The organism is Salipiger sp., from assembly GCF_059781815.1.
Window position 1 is genome coordinate 1 of sequence record NZ_JBYNAH010000119.1, and the last position, 15,109, is coordinate 15,109.

Genomic DNA, 15,109 nt, shown 5'->3' on the forward strand with positions numbered 1-15,109 from the left:
GAGGCATTGGCGCTGCGTCCGAGCTCGGTCTGCGACATCGCGATGCGCGGCGTCGCGCTTTCGCCAAGGCAGCGCAGGAGGGTCGCGGCGATGCGCCGCTTCGGATCGGCGATCAGCAGCGTGTCGATGGCCTGCAGGCACAGGTCTATATTGTGTAGCGCGATGCAGCCGAAGCGGCGCATGTTCTCGGGATCGGCGGCGGCGAGCCGTTCCATCGCATCGAGCGGCAGGTGAAAGACCGTGCTCTCGACAGTGGCCTCAAGCGTCAGCCGCCGCGGGCCGCCGGTGAAGAAGCCGCCCTCTCCGAACCAGCTTCCCGGTGTCGCGAGATGGGCGAAATGCGGGCCGGAGTCGCCCGGTGCGATGAACACCGCCAGCGCGCCGTCGGCCAGCCCGTAGAGCCCGCCCGGAGCATCGCCGATGGAGACGATGGTGGCGCCGCGCTCGTAGCGCCGCGCCCGACCGATGCGCAGCACCTCGTTCTGAAAGGGCTCGGGCTGGGAGGATAGCCAGCCGGTCTTCCGAAGGGTCTCGTAAGCCATCTCAAAAATTCTCGACTCTGTCCCAAACGGCACAATTCAAAGTGTTGCGCGGTGATAGCCTTTTTGCAACCTCAGTGTGTTTCGCGCACTCGATTTCGCGCCAATGAATTCAATACCCTATAGGAGTGTTTCTTATGACCACGCACAGGATGCTGCTGGCCGTTCCGGTCGCATTGTCACTGTCCTGCTCGGCCGTCTTCGCTCAGGAGGCCCCGCCGAATATCCTGGTGATCTGGGGGGACGACATCGGCTGGACGAACCTGTCGTCCTACGGCATGGGCACGATGGGCTACACCACCCCGAATATCGACCGGATCGCCAATGAGGGCATTCGCTTCACCGACCACTATGCCCAGCCGAGCTGCACCGCCGGCCGGGCCGCCTTTATCACCGGCCAGTACCCGATCCGTTCGGGCATGACGACCGTCGGCCAGCCCGGCTCGCCGCTCGGGCTGCAGGCGGAATCGCCGACGCTGGCGGAAGAGCTCAAGCAGGTCGGCTACCGCACCGGACAGTTCGGCAAGAACCACCTCGGCGACCGCAACGAGCACCTGCCCACGGTGCATGGCTTCGACGAGTTCTTCGGCAACCTCTATCACCTCAACACCCAGGAAGAGGCCGAGCAGCGCGACTACCAGAACTTCGGCGAGGCGTTCTCGGGGTCGCTTGAGGCCTACGAGGAGCAGTTCGGCACCCGCGGCGTGCTCCACACCTTCGCCACCGAGACCGAGGACAGCACCGAGATGCCGCGCTTCGGCGTGGTCGGCAAGCAGACCATCGAGGACACCGGCCCGCTCACGCAGGAGCGGATGAAGAACTTCGACATGGGCGAGATGATCCCCAAGGCGATCGACTTCATGTCGGCGGCCAAGGAGGCGGGCGAGCCGTTCTTCGTCTGGCTCAACACCAGCCGGATGCACCTCTACACCCGCCTCGACGAGGACTGGCGCTATGCGGCGGAGAAATACACCTCCGAGGCCGATCTCTACGGCTCGGGCATGCTGCAGCATGACCACGATATCGGCTACGTGCTCGACTGGCTCGACGAGCAGGGGCTGAGCGAGGACACCATCGTCTGGTACTCGACCGACAACGGCCCCGAGCATAATTCCTGGCCGCATGGCGGCACCTCGCCGTTCCGCGGCGAGAAGATGACCACCTACGAGGGCGGCATCCGGGTGCCATCGATGATCCGCTGGCCGGGTCACTTCGAGCCGAACACCGTGCTGAACGGCATCCAGGGCCACCAGGACATGTTCACCTCGCTGGCCGCCGCTGCCGGCATCGAGGACGTGGCCGCCGAGGTCATGGACGAGAAGCAGCAGGTCATCGACGGTGTGAACAACCTGCCCTACTGGACCGGCGAGGAAGAGGCGTCGCGCCGCGATCACATCTTCCACTACTACGAGAGCAAGCTCACCGCGATCCGCATGGGGCCGTGGAAATTCCACTTCGCCACCAAGGAAGACTATTACGACAGCCTCTACGCGCGCACCGCGCCGCTGGTCTTCAACATCCGCATGGACCCGTTCGAGAGCTACTCCAGCACCGATGCCTACGGTCACCTGATGCAGAAGGTGTCGTGGCTGATGCAGCCGATGAACGTGCTGATGCAGCAGCACCTGCAGACGCTGGCGGATTACCCGCCGGTGCAGGGCGGGGCGTCGTTCGACATGTCCAACGTGGTCGAGGATTTCATCAGCAAGTCGATGCAGTAAGCCCTCGGGCTTACCGACCTCAAGACAACGAAAGCCGCACCCTCGAGCGCGGCTTTTTTGCTGTCTGCCGCCTTGGGGGGGCGTTCAGGCGAGGCTCACTGCACCTGCGTCAGCAACTCGCGCAGCGCCGGCACGTCGGGGTTGGCGGCGATGGCCGCCTCCAGCAGGTCTCGCGCGGCCTCCGGGCCTTCCATCGCTGCTGCGAGCCGCGCCCGCATCACCCACGCATCGACATGCTGCGGGTCGAGCTCCGTCACCTCGGCAAAGGCCCCCGCCGCCGCCGGGAAGCGCCGGGTGCTCAGCGCCATGCCGCCGAGCTGCAGGTGGGTCTCGGGGAAATCGAGCCGCGACAGCAGCGCGCTCTGCCAGTCGCGCTGAGCGCGCTGCAGATCCTGCGCCATCGCCCCCGGCAGATGCGCGATGGGTGCGCCGAGCATCGCCTTGGCGGCAGCGATGCGGACCGAGCGCGACGGATCGTCGAGCATGCCTGCCACCAGCAGCAGCCGCGCCGGATCGCTCGCGCCCTGCTGGGCATCCACCGCCGAGGCCCGCACCAGCGGGTCGGGATCGGCGAGCAGGGTCTCCATCGCCTCCGCCTCGAGCGTGGTTCCGTCCCGCCCCATCAGCCAGAGCGCCGTCGCCCGCACGATGCCGGGCTGATCTTCCTGCATCGCAAGGCTCTTCAGGTCGCCAAGCGCCTCGGTCGGGGTCTCGGCCGCGCGCGCCAGAACCTGCCCGTAATGCGGCCCGCGATGAGGGCTCTCGGGGAACCACTCCCGCAGGGTCGCTGCCGCCCAGTCGGGGCTCTGATCCTCGTGGCACGTCGTGCAGGCATCCGGCGCACCGGTCTCGGCGGCAAGGTCCGGGCGCGGGACGCGGAACGAGTGATCGGCGCGCCAGTCATTGCCCATGTAGACCTGCTCGACCATGTGGCAGCTCTTGCATTCTGCGCCGGTGCTGCCCTCGGGATGGTGGTGATGCTCGGGCGAGTCGAACTCCCGCAAGGGCAGGGTCGGGAAATCCGGGTTGCCCGCCGGGCTGTGGCAGGTGGTGCAGACCGCGTTGCCTGTCGCGATCAGCTGCGCGCTGTGCGGCTCATGGCAATTGGCGCAGGTCACGCCCTTGTCGTGCATCTTCGACTGCAGAAACGAGCCCAGCACGTAGACCTCGTCGCGGATCTGGCCGTCGGGCCAATAGAGCCCGGGGCGCAGCAGCGAGAGGTTGTAGGCGTCGTGATAGGGGGTGCCGTCCGGGGGGGTGCCGTCGAAATAGGCCTCGCGCCGCGAATGGCAGCCGCCGCAGGTGTCGAGGAAGCTCGCCGGGTCCGAGAGGTCGCGGCTGAAGCCCGCAAACTCCGGCGGCGCCTCGCGGGTGGTTTCCCAGCGCTCGGCCCATTTGGCGTGGCGCCCGCCCGGGCCGTGGCAGCCCTCGCATCCGACGCCGATCTCGACCTGGGTCGAGCCATAGCTGCGCGCCGCCGGATCGTAGCCGGCCTCATAGCCGGTGGCGTGGCAGGTGGCGCAGCGGGCGTTCCACGTCTTGTAAGGGCCGGTCCAGTGCAGCGCGTCCCGGGGCGGCAGATCGGCATCGGGGTAGAGGTGAAACCAGTCGCCCTTTTCGGTGTCCCAGACCACGTCGAAGCTTTGCAGACGGCCCGGCTCGGTCTCGAAGAGATATTGCTGAAGCGGCGCGACCCCGACCACCGAGTGCACCCTGTAGGCTGTCGTCTGCCCGTCAAGCTCGGTGACCGAGGCTTGCCGGCTGCCGTCCTCCCCGATGGCGAACTGCACCGCCATGTCGCCAAGCGCGAAGCGGGTGCCGTCGAAATCCGCAAGGATGTTGTCTGGCGTGGCTTCGGTCCAAGCCAGCGCGTGGTGCGAGCCGGCCCAGGCCTCGGCCTCTTCGACATGGCAGGCCGCACAAACCTCGGAGCCCGTGTACTCCGCCTGTTGCGCGGCGAGTGCCGCGGGCAGGACAGCGGCAACGAGGGCGGCGAAAAGGCGCGGCATGGCTCTTGGGTATCTGCGCAAATGTCCTGCCTCGCCTGTGTCGGGGCCGTCGCGGTTCCGGGCGCGAAGCGACCGATCCGGCGCGGCCTCCACCGCCGCGCGAGGTGGCCCGAAACTCGCGCTTTACGCGATGTTAGGAGCCTGCGCTCATCGCTGGCAACCCCTTCGCGGCGGAATTCCCGGATGTCATCGAACGGTCATGCCCGAAAGCGGGAAAATTCTTGACCCAAGGGGCGTTGCGGCGAAAGATCAACCTGCAATTGTCGCAGTCCGGCAGGCTCAGAGGCGCGTCCGACCTCGGCCCCGGTCCCATCGGGAGATTTTCGTCTTGGTCAAGCTCGCCCTTTCCGCCGCCGCCTATCTCATCGCCAATGCCGTGGGGCTGCTGCTTGCCGCCGTGCTGCTGGCCGGCTTTCAGATCGATCCGCTCTCCTTCGTCATCGTCGTGGTCGCTTTCTCGGTCATCCAGGCGGTGCTCGGGCCGATGATCACCAAGATCTCGCTCAAGCAGCTGCCGCAGCTGATGGGCGGCGTGGCGCTGGTCACGGTCTCGATCGGTCTGCTGATCACCGACCTGCTGCTCAGCGGCATGTCGATCGGCGGTGTGGCCAACTGGCTGGCGGCGACGCTGCTGGTCTGGCTCGGAAGCCTGATCGCGACGATCCTGATCCCGGTCTACGTGTTCAAGCAGCTTGCCGACGAGGCCACGAAGAAAAAGGCCTGAGGACAGGCCCGGCAGGGGAGCGGCAGCGATGGCAGAGCGCAGCCTCGGGCGGACCCTCTGGACCCTCGTCCTTGCCCTGTTGAACGCCACGCTGATCCTGCTGGCGCTCTGCCTCTGGCTGGGCTGGAGCCTGTTCTCCACCGTCGAGAGCATCACCGGGGACGTGGCCGAGATCACCGGCACCATCCGCCCGCTGCGGTCCGAGATCCAGAGCCTCACCTCGCAGATCGGCGAGACCCGCAGCAATCTCGCGGCGCTGCGCGAGGGCGGCGCGGATCTGCAACTGTGCACGGCGCTCGAGACGCAGATGGCAAGCACGGAGGCCCGGGTCGCCGAGTTGACCGAGACCCTGAAGGGCATCGAGGATGACCTCTACCCGGCCATCGTGCAGGCGACGGGCACCGCCTTCGGCAACCTTGGCAGCTCGTTCGCGACGACGCTGCTCGAAGCGGTGGGCATCGCCCCCGACAACGCGCAGACGCCTGAGTAGCGCGCCTTAGAACGACATGCGCAGCATCACCCCGATCTGCGGCCCCTCGAAATCCTTCTCCGCATGGGTCGAGCGGTTGCGGATGTAGCCGCCATAGCCTTCGATGGTCAGCCGGTCCGAGAGCGCGTGCTCCAGCCCGACGCTGGCGCTCAGGCGGCGATCCTCGCGGCCGCCATCCACGTAGTCTCGGGCATAGCCGCCAAGGCGCAGGGTGAGGCGGGTGTCATCGTCGAGCCGGTAGCGCGCCATCAGGCGCAGGCCGGTCTCGTCATAGCTGTAGATGTCGCGCTCGGCGTCGCGGCGTTCGTGGTAGAGCGCGCCGCGCAGGTACCACGCCCAGTCCGGCGATTGCCACGAATAGGCCAGCTCGCCCAACCACTCGGTCTGGTCGTAGCCGTCGAAGCTGTTGGCCTCGTTCTGGTCGCGGTAGCCGACGCGGGCGCGGGCGGTCAGCATCTGTCGCGGCGCGGTGCCCATGCGGTATGTGGTGCCGAAACGCAGGCGGGAATAGACCTCACCGCCATCGTCGCGGGCATGGGTGCCGGCGAGCCGGAAGGCAAGCTGCCGCCGGTCGCCGCCAAGATCGATGCGGTACTCCGCCGAGGCGTCGAAGCGCAGCCGGTCGCCCTCGGTGGCGTCGGGGTAATGCTCGCGCGAAAGGCCGAACCCCAGCACCGTCTCTCGGCCCAGGGCATGGGCAAAGCTGCGCTCGGTGGCGAGGCCGAAGGTGAAGCGGTCCTCGAGTTGCAACTGCCTCCCGCCGCCGCGCAGCTCGCTGTCGAGCGGGTCGCGGTCGAAGCCGGCAAAGGCGGTGGTGGACCAGCCCTCGGCCTGCGCCGCAACTGCGGTCAGGGACAGGGCGAGGGCAAGCGCACAGGTGGTGAGAAACCGTTTCATGTCAGGCGATCCAGTCCGGTTTGCTGCCCCGTTCCGCCAGTGCGTCCCGGCCATAGACCGCGCGGCAGGTCGGGCGGAACTGCATCGAGAGCATCGATTCCAGCGTCAGATAGGCGCGCATCAGCCGGAACAGGATGTAGCGTGGCAGGTGCAGGATGGTGCGCGGCGAGCCGTTGAGCAGGCAGGCGACCACCGCGACCACCGCCGGGGCGCCGACAAAGGTGGCGATGGCGGCGGACCAGCTCAGCGTGTCGAAGCGGGTCAGTGGCGAGAGCAGGCAGATGTAGCCAAAGATCACCAGCGGCACCATCATCGTCCGCCGCGCGAGGTTGATCAGCATGAAGGGCAGGATCAGCTTGCCGCGGATGGAGAAGGTCGGGCTGTAGATCAGCGACCGGCAGCGCGACGAGAAATGCAGCGTCGAGCGGAACCAGCGCAACCGCTGCTCGCGCAGATGGGCATAGGTGGCGGGCACCTCGGAGTAGTAGCGCACCGATGGCGAGACGATGAGCTGGTAGCCCATCTCGCCGATGCGCAGCGACATGTCGGTGTCTTCGCCGTTCATGCCGTAGACAAAGCCGCCAAGCGCCTTGGGCAGCGCGGTGCGGTAGAGTGCGAACATGCCGGGAATCGAGGTCACGCCGTTGATGGCATCGAAGGCGACGTTGTAAAAGCCGTGCCGGATATAGACCTCGAACTCGCGCGAGCGGTCGAACGGGCCGTTGCCCGGCGGCAGGGGGATGCCGCCGACCGCGCCGACCTCGGGGTCGGCGATCATGTTGGCGGCGTTGCGGAGGCTGTCGGGGCGTACGACGGTGTCGGCATCGATGCGGATGAAGAACTCGGTCTCGATCTGCTCGAGTCCGGTGTTCAGCGCCAGCGACTTGCCGGGTTCTGGCTGGTGCAGGATCCGCGCGTCGAGGTGGGTCGCTGCCGCGAAGGCGGCTGTCGCGGTGGCAACAGTGGCGTCGGTCGAGCCGTTATCGACCAGGATCACGGTCACCGCGCCGCCGTACCGGGCCGCCGCCGCGTCGAGCCCGCGGATGCAGTGGCCGATGATGTACTCTTCGTTCAGCGCGGGCACGAGCACGGTCAAGTCGGGGCTGAAATGCGGATCGCGGCGCAGGTGAAAGCCGATCCAGGAATAGCCGAAGAGCAGCAGGAAGAAGGCGGGGAAAACGAGGAACAGCCCCGGCCCGATCCCGCCGAGCAGCGCCAGTTGCCGCACCTGCGAAACCTGCGCAGGGAAGAGGCTCAGCACCGCGCGCGAGAACAGGATCGCGGCGCAGGCGGCGATCAGGATGCGCAACAGGGCCGCAGCGCTGCCGCGCTCGTCGATCGCCATGGGGACGGGGCTCGGCATGCGGCCCCATTCCATCATCTTGAGAGCGAAGACGGCAAAGCCGGTGAGCCCGCCGAAGATCTCGATCACCCGAAGGCTGAGGCGGAAGTCGAGCACGAGATCGACGGCCAGCAGCGCAAGATCGGTCAACATGCAGAGCGCGAGGAAGGTCATCGCCATATCGAGCGTCATCAACAGACGGGTGCGCGGGGACGTGGCCGCGAAGCCGCAGAACGCCAGCAGGAAGGCGAGGATGAAGATGCGGATCGGTGCGGCGTTCTCGCCCCGGGCCGGGGCGAGAATGAGTGCGTCATGGGGAAAGAGGTCGGCCACCGGAGGATAGGCGTTGACCAGCCAGAGCAGCGCGACAGAGAGCGCAGAGAAGGTCAGCAGCACCTTGGGCGCGGTGCTGCGCGGCACCGGTTTGGCATAGCCCGGGGGCAGGCTCTCGCGCGAGTGGTACTCGTTCTCCGAGCGTCCGCGGTAAAGCGCATCCGAGCGGTGCTCGGCGGGGAAGGAGGGAACGTGCGGCATGGCATCACGGCAGGCTGATCAGCAGCGCCGCGCCCCCGGCGGCCGGCAGATCGGTGGTGGTGTCCGCGCGCACTGCCCGCGGAACCAGCACACCGCTCGTGTCGCGGGTGAGCCAGACCAGCCAGTGCCGGGCGTCGTCCTCGGCAAGTGCCATCGCGGCAGCGGCGCGCTGGGCCAGCGCCTCGGTCGGCACCACGGTGATCGTGCCCTCCTGCGCGGGGTCTTCCGCATCGAGCCGCAGCGTGCCACGCGGGAAGGTCTCGCGCAGCAGGGCGCTTGCGATCATCGCCTCGCGGGCGGTGAGGGCGGCATCGGCGCGAAGCGCCGCCACCTCGCCAAGCCCCGCATAGAAGCCGCCCATGTACTCCGGATCGGGCGCGCCGCGCAGCGCCGAGGCCGCGGTCAGTTCGCCCACCGCCGGGACCGGCTCGCGGCAATGATCGTCATTGTCGCCCTCGCGGTGCAGGGTGACGTCGAGCGTGCCGGTGGGCGCGTCGCTCTCGGGGGCGGCGAGCCGCACGCTCCGGGTGATGTCGAGCCGCTGGCCACGCAGGCTCTCGCCATGCAGCAGACGGCCGTCCTGTGTCACCGTGAGCAGCCAGTCTTCCGGTGCCTGCGCCGCGATCCGCAGGCTGAGGGTCAGCGCCTCGGGCGCGCCTTCGCCGGGCAGCAGACGCCGGTCATAGGGAATGCGCCAGCCCGTGTCGGTGTCGAGCGCGCGTGTGCGCAGGTTGGCGTTCAGCCGATCGAGCGGCACCGGCCAGTCCTCGGGGCGGTCCGCCGCTGCCCAGTGCCGGTGGGCGAGCCCTGCGGCCTCGGTGGCGGAGAGCACGAGGTCGCCCTCGCGCAGATCCGCCTGCGCCACGAATTCGATGCCGGGACGGTTGGCAGCAAGCTGCAACAGCGCCGCCTTGCGGTCGGCTTCGGCCGCGTCGGGCCAGAGCACCCGGGCCGGCATTCCGCCCGCGACAAGCAGGTCGGCGGGAACGCTCAGCGGCGCGTCGAGCGCCAGCCGCAGGTGGCTCGTCGGCCTCAGCCGGATCACCACGCCGCCATCCCAGTGCGGACGGCAGACCACCGCCGGTGCGACGCCATCGGTCGCGAGCGTCAGCAGCACGTCCTCGGCGAGGAAATCCTCGGCCCGGAGCGGCAGCAGCACCCGGTGCTCGGTGATGCCGCTCTCGAGAACGATCTCTGCCCGCTTGCTGCCATTCACGTTGAGCCGCAGTCGCGCCACGGCACCGTCTTCAAGCTCGGAGGTCAGCTCGATCACCGCCTCGCCACCGGTGATGCCGACCTCGCGGGGCAGCGGAAAGCGCGCCCGGCCAAAGGCCGACAGCCCACTCAGCCCGGTCCAATCCTCCGGGGCGCCGTAGGGGACGGTGGCGAGCGCATCATGTAGGTTCGGCAGTTCGGCCTCGGGATCTCGCGCGCGCTGATCGTGCACCAGCGGCCCGCCAGAGGCCGCCGCGATCAGCTGCGGCATGTAGGCGTCGCGCCGGTCATAGGCGAAGGTCGCCAGCACCGCCACCAGCAGCACGAGCAGAAGGGTTCCGATCAGTCTCATCTCATTGGTCCTTGATACGGGTTACGACGCGGGCTCGAGGTCGCGGGCGCGGCGAAGCGCGTCTTCGCTGACCTCGCCGGGGGCCTGCGCGTCGGTCCAGGTGGAGCGTGCGGGCACGGTCTCTGGCAGCACGCGGTCGACATAGCGCTCGGCGATCTCGACGGTCTCGCGCATCAGCCCCTCGCGCAGGGTGATCGGGTGCAGCCCGAGATCGAGGAAGGTCTTGTTCGACACGAAAAGATCGTTCTCCGCTGCCTCGTTGCGCGGGTTCGGCACCATGGCGATCTCGACCCCGGTGAGCTCGGCCACCAGCCGGGCAAGATCGCGCACACGGTGGGTCTCTGTCATCTGGTTGAGGATCTTCACCCGGTCGCCGGCAGCGGGCGGATGCTCGATGGCGAGCGTGATGCAGTTGACCGTGTCGCGGATGTTGATGAAGGCGCGGGTCTGGCCGCCGGTGCCGTGCACGGTGAGAGGGTGGTGCGTGGCCGCCTGCATCAGGAAGCGGTTCAGCACGGTGCCGTAATCGCCGTCATAGTCGAAGCGATTGATCAGCCGCTCGTCGAGCCGGGTCTCGTCGGTCTGGGTGCCCCAGACGATGCCCTGATGCAGGTCGGTGATGCGCAGCCGATCGTTCTTGGCGTAATAGGCGAACATGCGCTGATCCATCACCTTGGTCATGTGATAGACCGAGCCCGGCGCCGCCGGGTAAAGGATCTGTCGCTCGTGCAGATGGCCCTCGCTGTCGGCCACGAAGACCGGCAGATAGCCCTCGGGAATCTCGATGCCGGCATCGTCGTAGCCGTAGACCCCCATCGTGCCCAGATGCACCAGATGGGTGTCGAGCTTGAGATGGGTGAGCGCCACGAGGATGTTGTGGGTGGCGCGGATGTTGTTGTCGACGGTGTAGCGCTTGTGGGCGGCATCCTTCATCGAGTAGGGCGCGGCGCGCTGCTCGCCGAAATGCACCAGCGCGTGCGGGCGGATCTCGGCAAGCAGATCGCAGAGCGCCTCGTAGTCCTGCGCCGCATCGATGCGTTCGGGCCTGATGTAGTTACCGGTGACGTCGAACCAGGTGCTGATACGCTCGGCGAGGCTCCGGATCGGGGTCAGGCTCTGCGCCCCAAGCTCGGCATCGATGGCGCGCCGCGACAGGTTGTCGACGATGGTGACATCGTGGCCGAGCTTGGACAGGTGCAGCGCGGTCGGCCAGCCACAGAAGCCGTCCCCTCCGATGATGACGATACGTTTGCACATGGCGACCTGTCCTTCCCGCGGCGCCGCCTCGCGGCCCGGCCAGTAACCCCCAGGGCGAAGACTTACGCCCGCGCCAGTGCCGGACAACCCCGCGCACGGCATGGCGGAATTGCTTGCCTGCGGGTGTTTTTCCGTTGCTCATCAGTCCTGTAGGGGCGACTCGCGCGTTGTGCCCGCGAGGGGCGAAAGCGGTGCCCGATGGGGCCCAAAGCGCGGGGATCGTTGCGCGGCTCACGGCAATCGCGGTGGCCTGCCCGAGCGGCTTGCGCCGTTGGGTCACGAAAACGGGAGTTCTCGCTTTACTTGACCTAGATCACCTCCCACTCGCCTTAATAGGTCTATCCTCGGGGCAGATTTCGGATGAGAGACGATGTCTTTGGATTCACAGGAAACACGCGTCGAAGGCACGGTGATCGCGGTTCGCGGTGCCGTTGTCGATGTGGCCTTCCCCGACGAAGCGATCCCGGCGATCAACGATGCCCTCGAGACCACGGCCAGCGACGGCCGCCGCATCCTGCTCGAGGTCGAGGCGCAGCGCGACCGCACCACCGTGCGCACCATCGCGCTGCACAACACTAATGGGCTGGCGCGCGGTGAGCGCGTGACCCCGCTCGGCGGGCCGCTCACCGTGCCGGTGGGCGAGGCGGTTCTGGGCCGTCTGCTCGACGTCACCGGCAGCGCCGGCGACCGCAAGGATCCGCTCCCCGAGGATGCCCCCCGCCGCCCGATCCACGCCGCCCCGCCGCCGCTCAGGGCGCAGGGCAAGGCCAGCGATCCGTTCCGCACCGGCATCAAGGTGGTCGACCTGCTCACTCCGCTGGCGCAGGGCGGCAAGGCTGCGATGTTCGGCGGTGCGGGCGTCGGCAAGACGGTTCTGGTGATGGAGCTGATCCATTCCATGGTGGCGGGTTACGATGGCATCTCGGTGTTTTCCGGCATCGGCGAGCGCTCGCGCGAGGGCCACGAGATGCTGCTCGACATGACCGAGGCCGGCGTGCTCGACCGCACGGTGCTGGTCTATGGCCAGATGAACGAGCCGCCGGGGGCGCGCTGGCGGGTGCCGATGACGGCGCTCACCATCGCCGAGCATTTCCGCGATGCCGAGCAGAAGAACGTGCTGCTTCTCATGGATAACGTGTTCCGCTTCGTGCAGGCGGGCTCCGAGGTCTCGGGGCTGCTCGGGCGGCTGCCGAGCCGGGTCGGCTACCAGCCGACGCTGGCCACCGAGGTAGCCGACCTGCAGGAGCGTATCGCTTCGGTGGGCGAGGCCTCGGTCACCGCGATCGAGGCGGTCTACGTGCCGGCGGATGATTTCACCGATCCGGCGGTGGTCGCCATCGCGGGGCACGTGGATTCCATGGTGGTGCTGTCGCGGGCGATGGCGGCGGACGGCATGTACCCGTCGGTCGACCCCATCGCCTCGTCCTCCATCCTGCTCGACCCGCTGCTGGTCGGCGAGGAGCATGTGCGCATCGCCAACGAGGTGCGCCGCTCGATCGAGCATTACCGCGAGCTTCAGGATGTGATCGCACTGCTCGGCATGGAGGAGCTGAGCCGCGACGACCGCAAGGTCGTCGAGCGCGCCCGCCGGTTGCAGCGCTTCCTGACCCAGCCCTTCACCGTCACCGAGGCCTTCACCGGCATGGCGGGCGTCTCGGTCGATCTCGAGGACACCATCGCCGGCTGCCGCGCCATCCTCGAAGGCGAATGCGACGACTGGGACGAGAGCTCGCTCTTCATGGTGGGCACGCTGGAGGATGCGCGCGCCAAAGAAGACGCGGCGCGGGAGGCGGCCTCATGAGCGCGCCGCTACATCTGGTCATCACCACCACGATGGACGTGGTGGTCGACGATGCCGCGGTGACCTCGCTGCGGGCGCAGGACGAGAGCGGCGGCTTCGGCATCCTGCCGGGGCACACCGACTTCCTCACCGCGCTGCCGGCCTCGATCATCCGCTGGCGCAGCCCCGGCAAGCCCGAGCAATTCGCCGGGGTGCGGGCGGGGCTCTTGTCGGTCACCGGAGGGCGCGAGATCGCCATCGCCTGCCGCGACGCCATCCTCGGCGAAGACATTCACGCGCTGGAGGAGCGCATTGCCGCCTTCCGACGCGATCAGGACGATGCCGGCCGCCACGAGCGCGTCGAGCAGATGCGCCTGCATGCCAATGCCGTGCGCGAGATGATCCGGCTGCTGCGCCCGGGGCAGGGGGACGTGCTGCCCCACCCCTCGGGCTTTGGCGTCGACGGGGAGGGGCAACGATGAGCCGCCGCGAGAAAGATGCCGTCGAACGGGCCGCGCGCCGCGCCGCCAAGCTCGAGCGCATGAAGCAGAGCGATCCAGAGCCCTCGCTCGGATCGCGGCTCGGCCAGATCGGTATCCTCGGCTGGGCGGTGCTGGTGCCGATGCTGCTGGGCGTGGTGCTGGGTCGCTTCCTCGACCGCGTGGCCGACACCAACATCATGTTTACCGCCGCCGGGATCTTCCTCGGTGCCGCCATCGGCATGCACGCGGTCTGGAGATGGATGCACAAACAATGACCCCGGATCTCGCATATGCCGCCCTCGGCCTTGTCGCGGGCTTCCTCGTGGGGCTGGCGCATTTCTCCAGCCTGCGCCGGCTGACGGCGCTCTATCTCGAGGGGCGCGCGCCGAAGAAGGCCGTGGCGCTGCAGCTCCTGCGGCTGGGTATCGTGGGGCTGGTGCTCTTCGGGCTGGTTCAGCTCGGCGCGCTGCCGCTGCTGGCCGGCGCGCTGGGGCTGGTGCTGGGCCGCGAGGTCGTGGTGCGCCGGGCGCGGAGGGAGGAGAGCTGATGCAAAGCCCGCTCGAACATGTCACCCTCTTTCATATCGGCCCGGTGCCGATCGCCGAGCCGGTGGTCGTGACCTGGCTGATCATGGCGGGGCTCGGGGCCTTCGCCTTCCTCGCCACCCGCAAGCTCAGCATCCTGCCGAGCAAGACCCAGACCGTTCTCGAGCTCTTCGTCACCGTGCTCGACGACCAGATCCGCGACACCATGCGCCGCGACCCGGCGCCGTTCCGGCCGCTGATCGGCACGCTGCTGCTCTTCGTGCTGATCGCCAACTGGTCGTCGCTGATCCCCGGCGTCGAGCCGCCCACCGCCCATATCGAGACCGACGCCGCGCTGGCGGTCTGGGTCTTCGTCGCGACCATCGTCTTCGGCATCTCCGGGCGCGGGCTGAAGGGCTATCTCGAGACCTTCGTGGAGCCCAGCTGGGTGATGATGCCGCTCAACCTCATCGAGCAGATCACCCGCACGTTTTCGCTCATCATCCGCCTGTTCGGCAACGTCATGTCGGGCGTCTTTGTCGTCGGCATCGTGCTGTCGCTGGCCGGGCTCTTCGTGCCCATCCCGCTGATGGCGCTCGAGCTGCTGACCGGCGCCGTGCAGGCCTACATCTTCGCGATCCTCGCAACCGTCTTCATCGGCGCCGCCGCCGGAGAGAGCGAGGAGATCCCGCTAACCGCCAAGGAGTCTGACTGACCATGGAAGGCAATCTCGTTGAAATCGTTTCGGTGTTCTCCGCCGCCCTCGCCGTGAGCTTCGGCGCCATCGGCCCCGCGCTGGGAGAAGGCCGCGCCGTGGCCGCCGCGATGGACGCCATCGCGCGCCAGCCCGAAGCCGCCGGCACCCTCAGCCGCACCCTGTTCGTGGGCCTCGCCATGATCGAGACCATGGCCATCTACACCCTCGTCATCGCGCTGCTGGTGCTCTTCGCCAACCCCTTCGTCTGATCGGCATATCGCCATGACCATCGACTGGTGGACACTCGGTCTGCAGACCGTCAACGCGGCCATCCTGATCTGGCTGCTCGCCCGGTTCCTGTTCCGGCCAGTGTCCGAAATCATCGAAAAGCGGCAGGCGCTGGCGCATGCGGACCTTGATGCAGCGGAGGCGGCGAAGGCCGCCGCCGAGGCCGAGCGCGCGGCAGCCGAGGCCGAGCGGGCCGAGATCTCGGCCAGCCGCGCCGCCCTGCTCGATGCGGCGCAGGCCGATGCCGGGCGCGAGACC

The 15,109-nt window shown here is 68.0% G+C and carries 15 protein-coding genes and 1 pseudogene; 10 read left to right on the forward strand and 6 right to left on the reverse strand.

The window, feature by feature from the left end:
• On the reverse strand, positions 1 to 542 hold a 542-nt coding region (locus tag AC6RA4_RS14545; protein ID WP_500161466.1), incomplete at its 3' end, for a Crp/Fnr family transcriptional regulator.
• A gap of 134 nt (positions 543 to 676) precedes the next feature.
• On the opposite strand from AC6RA4_RS14545, the gene AC6RA4_RS14550 reads away from it, so the two are divergent.
• Positions 677 to 2,260, forward strand: coding sequence for an arylsulfatase (locus AC6RA4_RS14550; protein WP_500161467.1), 1,584 nt, complete (start codon positions 677 to 679; stop codon positions 2,258 to 2,260).
• 95 nt (positions 2,261 to 2,355) lie between these two features.
• On the opposite strand, the gene AC6RA4_RS14555 is transcribed toward AC6RA4_RS14550, so the two are convergent.
• Positions 2,356 to 4,269, reverse strand: a complete 1,914-nt coding sequence (locus tag AC6RA4_RS14555; protein WP_500161468.1) for a multiheme c-type cytochrome — start codon at positions 4,267 to 4,269, stop codon at positions 2,356 to 2,358.
• Positions 4,270 to 4,597: 328 nt separating this feature from the next.
• On the opposite strand from AC6RA4_RS14555, the gene AC6RA4_RS14560 reads away from it, so the two are divergent.
• Both AC6RA4_RS14560 and AC6RA4_RS14565 read left to right on the forward strand, forming a co-directional pair.
• Complete coding sequence (locus AC6RA4_RS14560; RefSeq protein ID WP_500161470.1) at positions 4,598 to 4,993, forward strand: hypothetical protein; 396 nt, start codon at positions 4,598 to 4,600, stop codon at positions 4,991 to 4,993.
• A 28-nt stretch (positions 4,994 to 5,021) separates the two neighbouring features.
• Positions 5,022 to 5,483: a hypothetical protein gene (locus AC6RA4_RS14565; RefSeq protein WP_500161471.1), complete on the forward strand. Its 462-nt coding sequence runs from the start codon at positions 5,022 to 5,024 to the stop codon at positions 5,481 to 5,483.
• Between the two features lie 6 nt (positions 5,484 to 5,489).
• Here AC6RA4_RS14565 and AC6RA4_RS14570 read toward each other — a convergent pair whose 3' ends face one another.
• From AC6RA4_RS14570 to AC6RA4_RS14585, 4 genes are read right to left on the reverse strand one after another with little or no spacing between them, the layout of a single operon-like run.
• Complete coding sequence (locus AC6RA4_RS14570; RefSeq protein ID WP_500161473.1) at positions 5,490 to 6,380, reverse strand: outer membrane beta-barrel protein; 891 nt, start codon at positions 6,378 to 6,380, stop codon at positions 5,490 to 5,492.
• Position 6,381: 1 nt separating this feature from the next.
• Positions 6,382 to 8,256, reverse strand: a complete 1,875-nt coding sequence (locus AC6RA4_RS14575; RefSeq protein ID WP_500161475.1) for a glycosyltransferase family 2 protein — start codon at positions 8,254 to 8,256, stop codon at positions 6,382 to 6,384.
• A 4-nt stretch (positions 8,257 to 8,260) separates the two neighbouring features.
• Positions 8,261 to 9,823 (reverse strand): hypothetical protein, encoded by a 1,563-nt coding sequence (locus tag AC6RA4_RS14580; protein ID WP_500161477.1) that lies wholly within the window; start codon positions 9,821 to 9,823, stop codon positions 8,261 to 8,263.
• A gap of 21 nt (positions 9,824 to 9,844) precedes the next feature.
• On the reverse strand, positions 9,845 to 11,080 hold the full coding sequence (locus AC6RA4_RS14585) for an NAD-dependent epimerase/dehydratase family protein (protein ID WP_500161479.1): 1,236 nt from the start codon (positions 11,078 to 11,080) through the stop codon (positions 9,845 to 9,847).
• Positions 11,081 to 11,450: 370 nt separating this feature from the next.
• Between AC6RA4_RS14585 and atpD the strand changes: the two genes are divergently transcribed.
• The 7 genes and pseudogenes from atpD to AC6RA4_RS14620 form a co-directional block, all read left to right on the forward strand.
• On the forward strand, positions 11,451 to 12,881 hold the full coding sequence (gene atpD / locus AC6RA4_RS14590; RefSeq protein WP_500161481.1) for a F0F1 ATP synthase subunit beta: 1,431 nt from the start codon (positions 11,451 to 11,453) through the stop codon (positions 12,879 to 12,881).
• On the forward strand, positions 12,878 to 13,342 hold the full coding sequence (locus AC6RA4_RS14595; RefSeq protein WP_500161483.1) for a F0F1 ATP synthase subunit epsilon: 465 nt from the start codon (positions 12,878 to 12,880) through the stop codon (positions 13,340 to 13,342). The genes atpD and AC6RA4_RS14595 overlap by 4 nt, the downstream gene beginning before the upstream one ends.
• Positions 13,339 to 13,617, forward strand: coding sequence for an AtpZ/AtpI family protein (locus AC6RA4_RS14600; protein WP_500161485.1), 279 nt, complete (start codon positions 13,339 to 13,341; stop codon positions 13,615 to 13,617). Before AC6RA4_RS14595 ends, AC6RA4_RS14600 begins: the two co-directional genes overlap by 4 nt.
• Positions 13,614 to 13,889: an N-ATPase subunit AtpR gene (locus AC6RA4_RS14605; RefSeq protein WP_222602881.1), complete on the forward strand. Its 276-nt coding sequence runs from the start codon at positions 13,614 to 13,616 to the stop codon at positions 13,887 to 13,889. The genes AC6RA4_RS14600 and AC6RA4_RS14605 overlap by 4 nt, the downstream gene beginning before the upstream one ends.
• Positions 13,886 to 14,581 (forward strand): F0F1 ATP synthase subunit A, encoded by a 696-nt coding sequence (locus tag AC6RA4_RS14610; RefSeq protein ID WP_500161488.1) that lies wholly within the window; start codon positions 13,886 to 13,888, stop codon positions 14,579 to 14,581. The genes AC6RA4_RS14605 and AC6RA4_RS14610 overlap by 4 nt, the downstream gene beginning before the upstream one ends.
• 2 nt (positions 14,582 to 14,583) lie before the next feature.
• A complete protein-coding gene (locus AC6RA4_RS14615; protein ID WP_222602882.1) occupies positions 14,584 to 14,832 on the forward strand; it encodes a F0F1 ATP synthase subunit C in 249 nt (82 codons plus the stop codon).
• A gap of 13 nt (positions 14,833 to 14,845) precedes the next feature.
• A pseudogene (locus AC6RA4_RS14620) lies at positions 14,846 to 15,109 on the forward strand (F0F1 ATP synthase subunit delta); the annotation flags it as partial.

Coding starts and splice junctions, on each gene's coding strand:
- atpD (WP_500161481.1), top strand. CDS start 11,451: ATGTCTTTGGATTCACAGGAAACACGCGTCGAAGGCACGGTGATCGCG.
- AC6RA4_RS14605 (WP_222602881.1), top strand. CDS start 13,614: ATGACCCCGGATCTCGCATATGCCGCCCTCGGCCTTGTCGCGGGCTTC.
- AC6RA4_RS14585 (WP_500161479.1), bottom strand. CDS start 11,080: ATGTGCAAACGTATCGTCATCATCGGAGGGGACGGCTTCTGTGGCTGG.
- AC6RA4_RS14550 (WP_500161467.1), top strand. CDS start 677: ATGACCACGCACAGGATGCTGCTGGCCGTTCCGGTCGCATTGTCACTG.
- AC6RA4_RS14570 (WP_500161473.1), bottom strand. CDS start 6,380: ATGAAACGGTTTCTCACCACCTGTGCGCTTGCCCTCGCCCTGTCCCTG.
- AC6RA4_RS14555 (WP_500161468.1), bottom strand. CDS start 4,269: ATGCCGCGCCTTTTCGCCGCCCTCGTTGCCGCTGTCCTGCCCGCGGCA.
- AC6RA4_RS14580 (WP_500161477.1), bottom strand. CDS start 9,823: ATGAGACTGATCGGAACCCTTCTGCTCGTGCTGCTGGTGGCGGTGCTG.
- AC6RA4_RS14600 (WP_500161485.1), top strand. CDS start 13,339: ATGAGCCGCCGCGAGAAAGATGCCGTCGAACGGGCCGCGCGCCGCGCC.
- AC6RA4_RS14565 (WP_500161471.1), top strand. CDS start 5,022: ATGGCAGAGCGCAGCCTCGGGCGGACCCTCTGGACCCTCGTCCTTGCC.
- AC6RA4_RS14575 (WP_500161475.1), bottom strand. CDS start 8,256: ATGCCGCACGTTCCCTCCTTCCCCGCCGAGCACCGCTCGGATGCGCTT.
- AC6RA4_RS14615 (WP_222602882.1), top strand. CDS start 14,584: ATGGAAGGCAATCTCGTTGAAATCGTTTCGGTGTTCTCCGCCGCCCTC.
- AC6RA4_RS14595 (WP_500161483.1), top strand. CDS start 12,878: ATGAGCGCGCCGCTACATCTGGTCATCACCACCACGATGGACGTGGTG.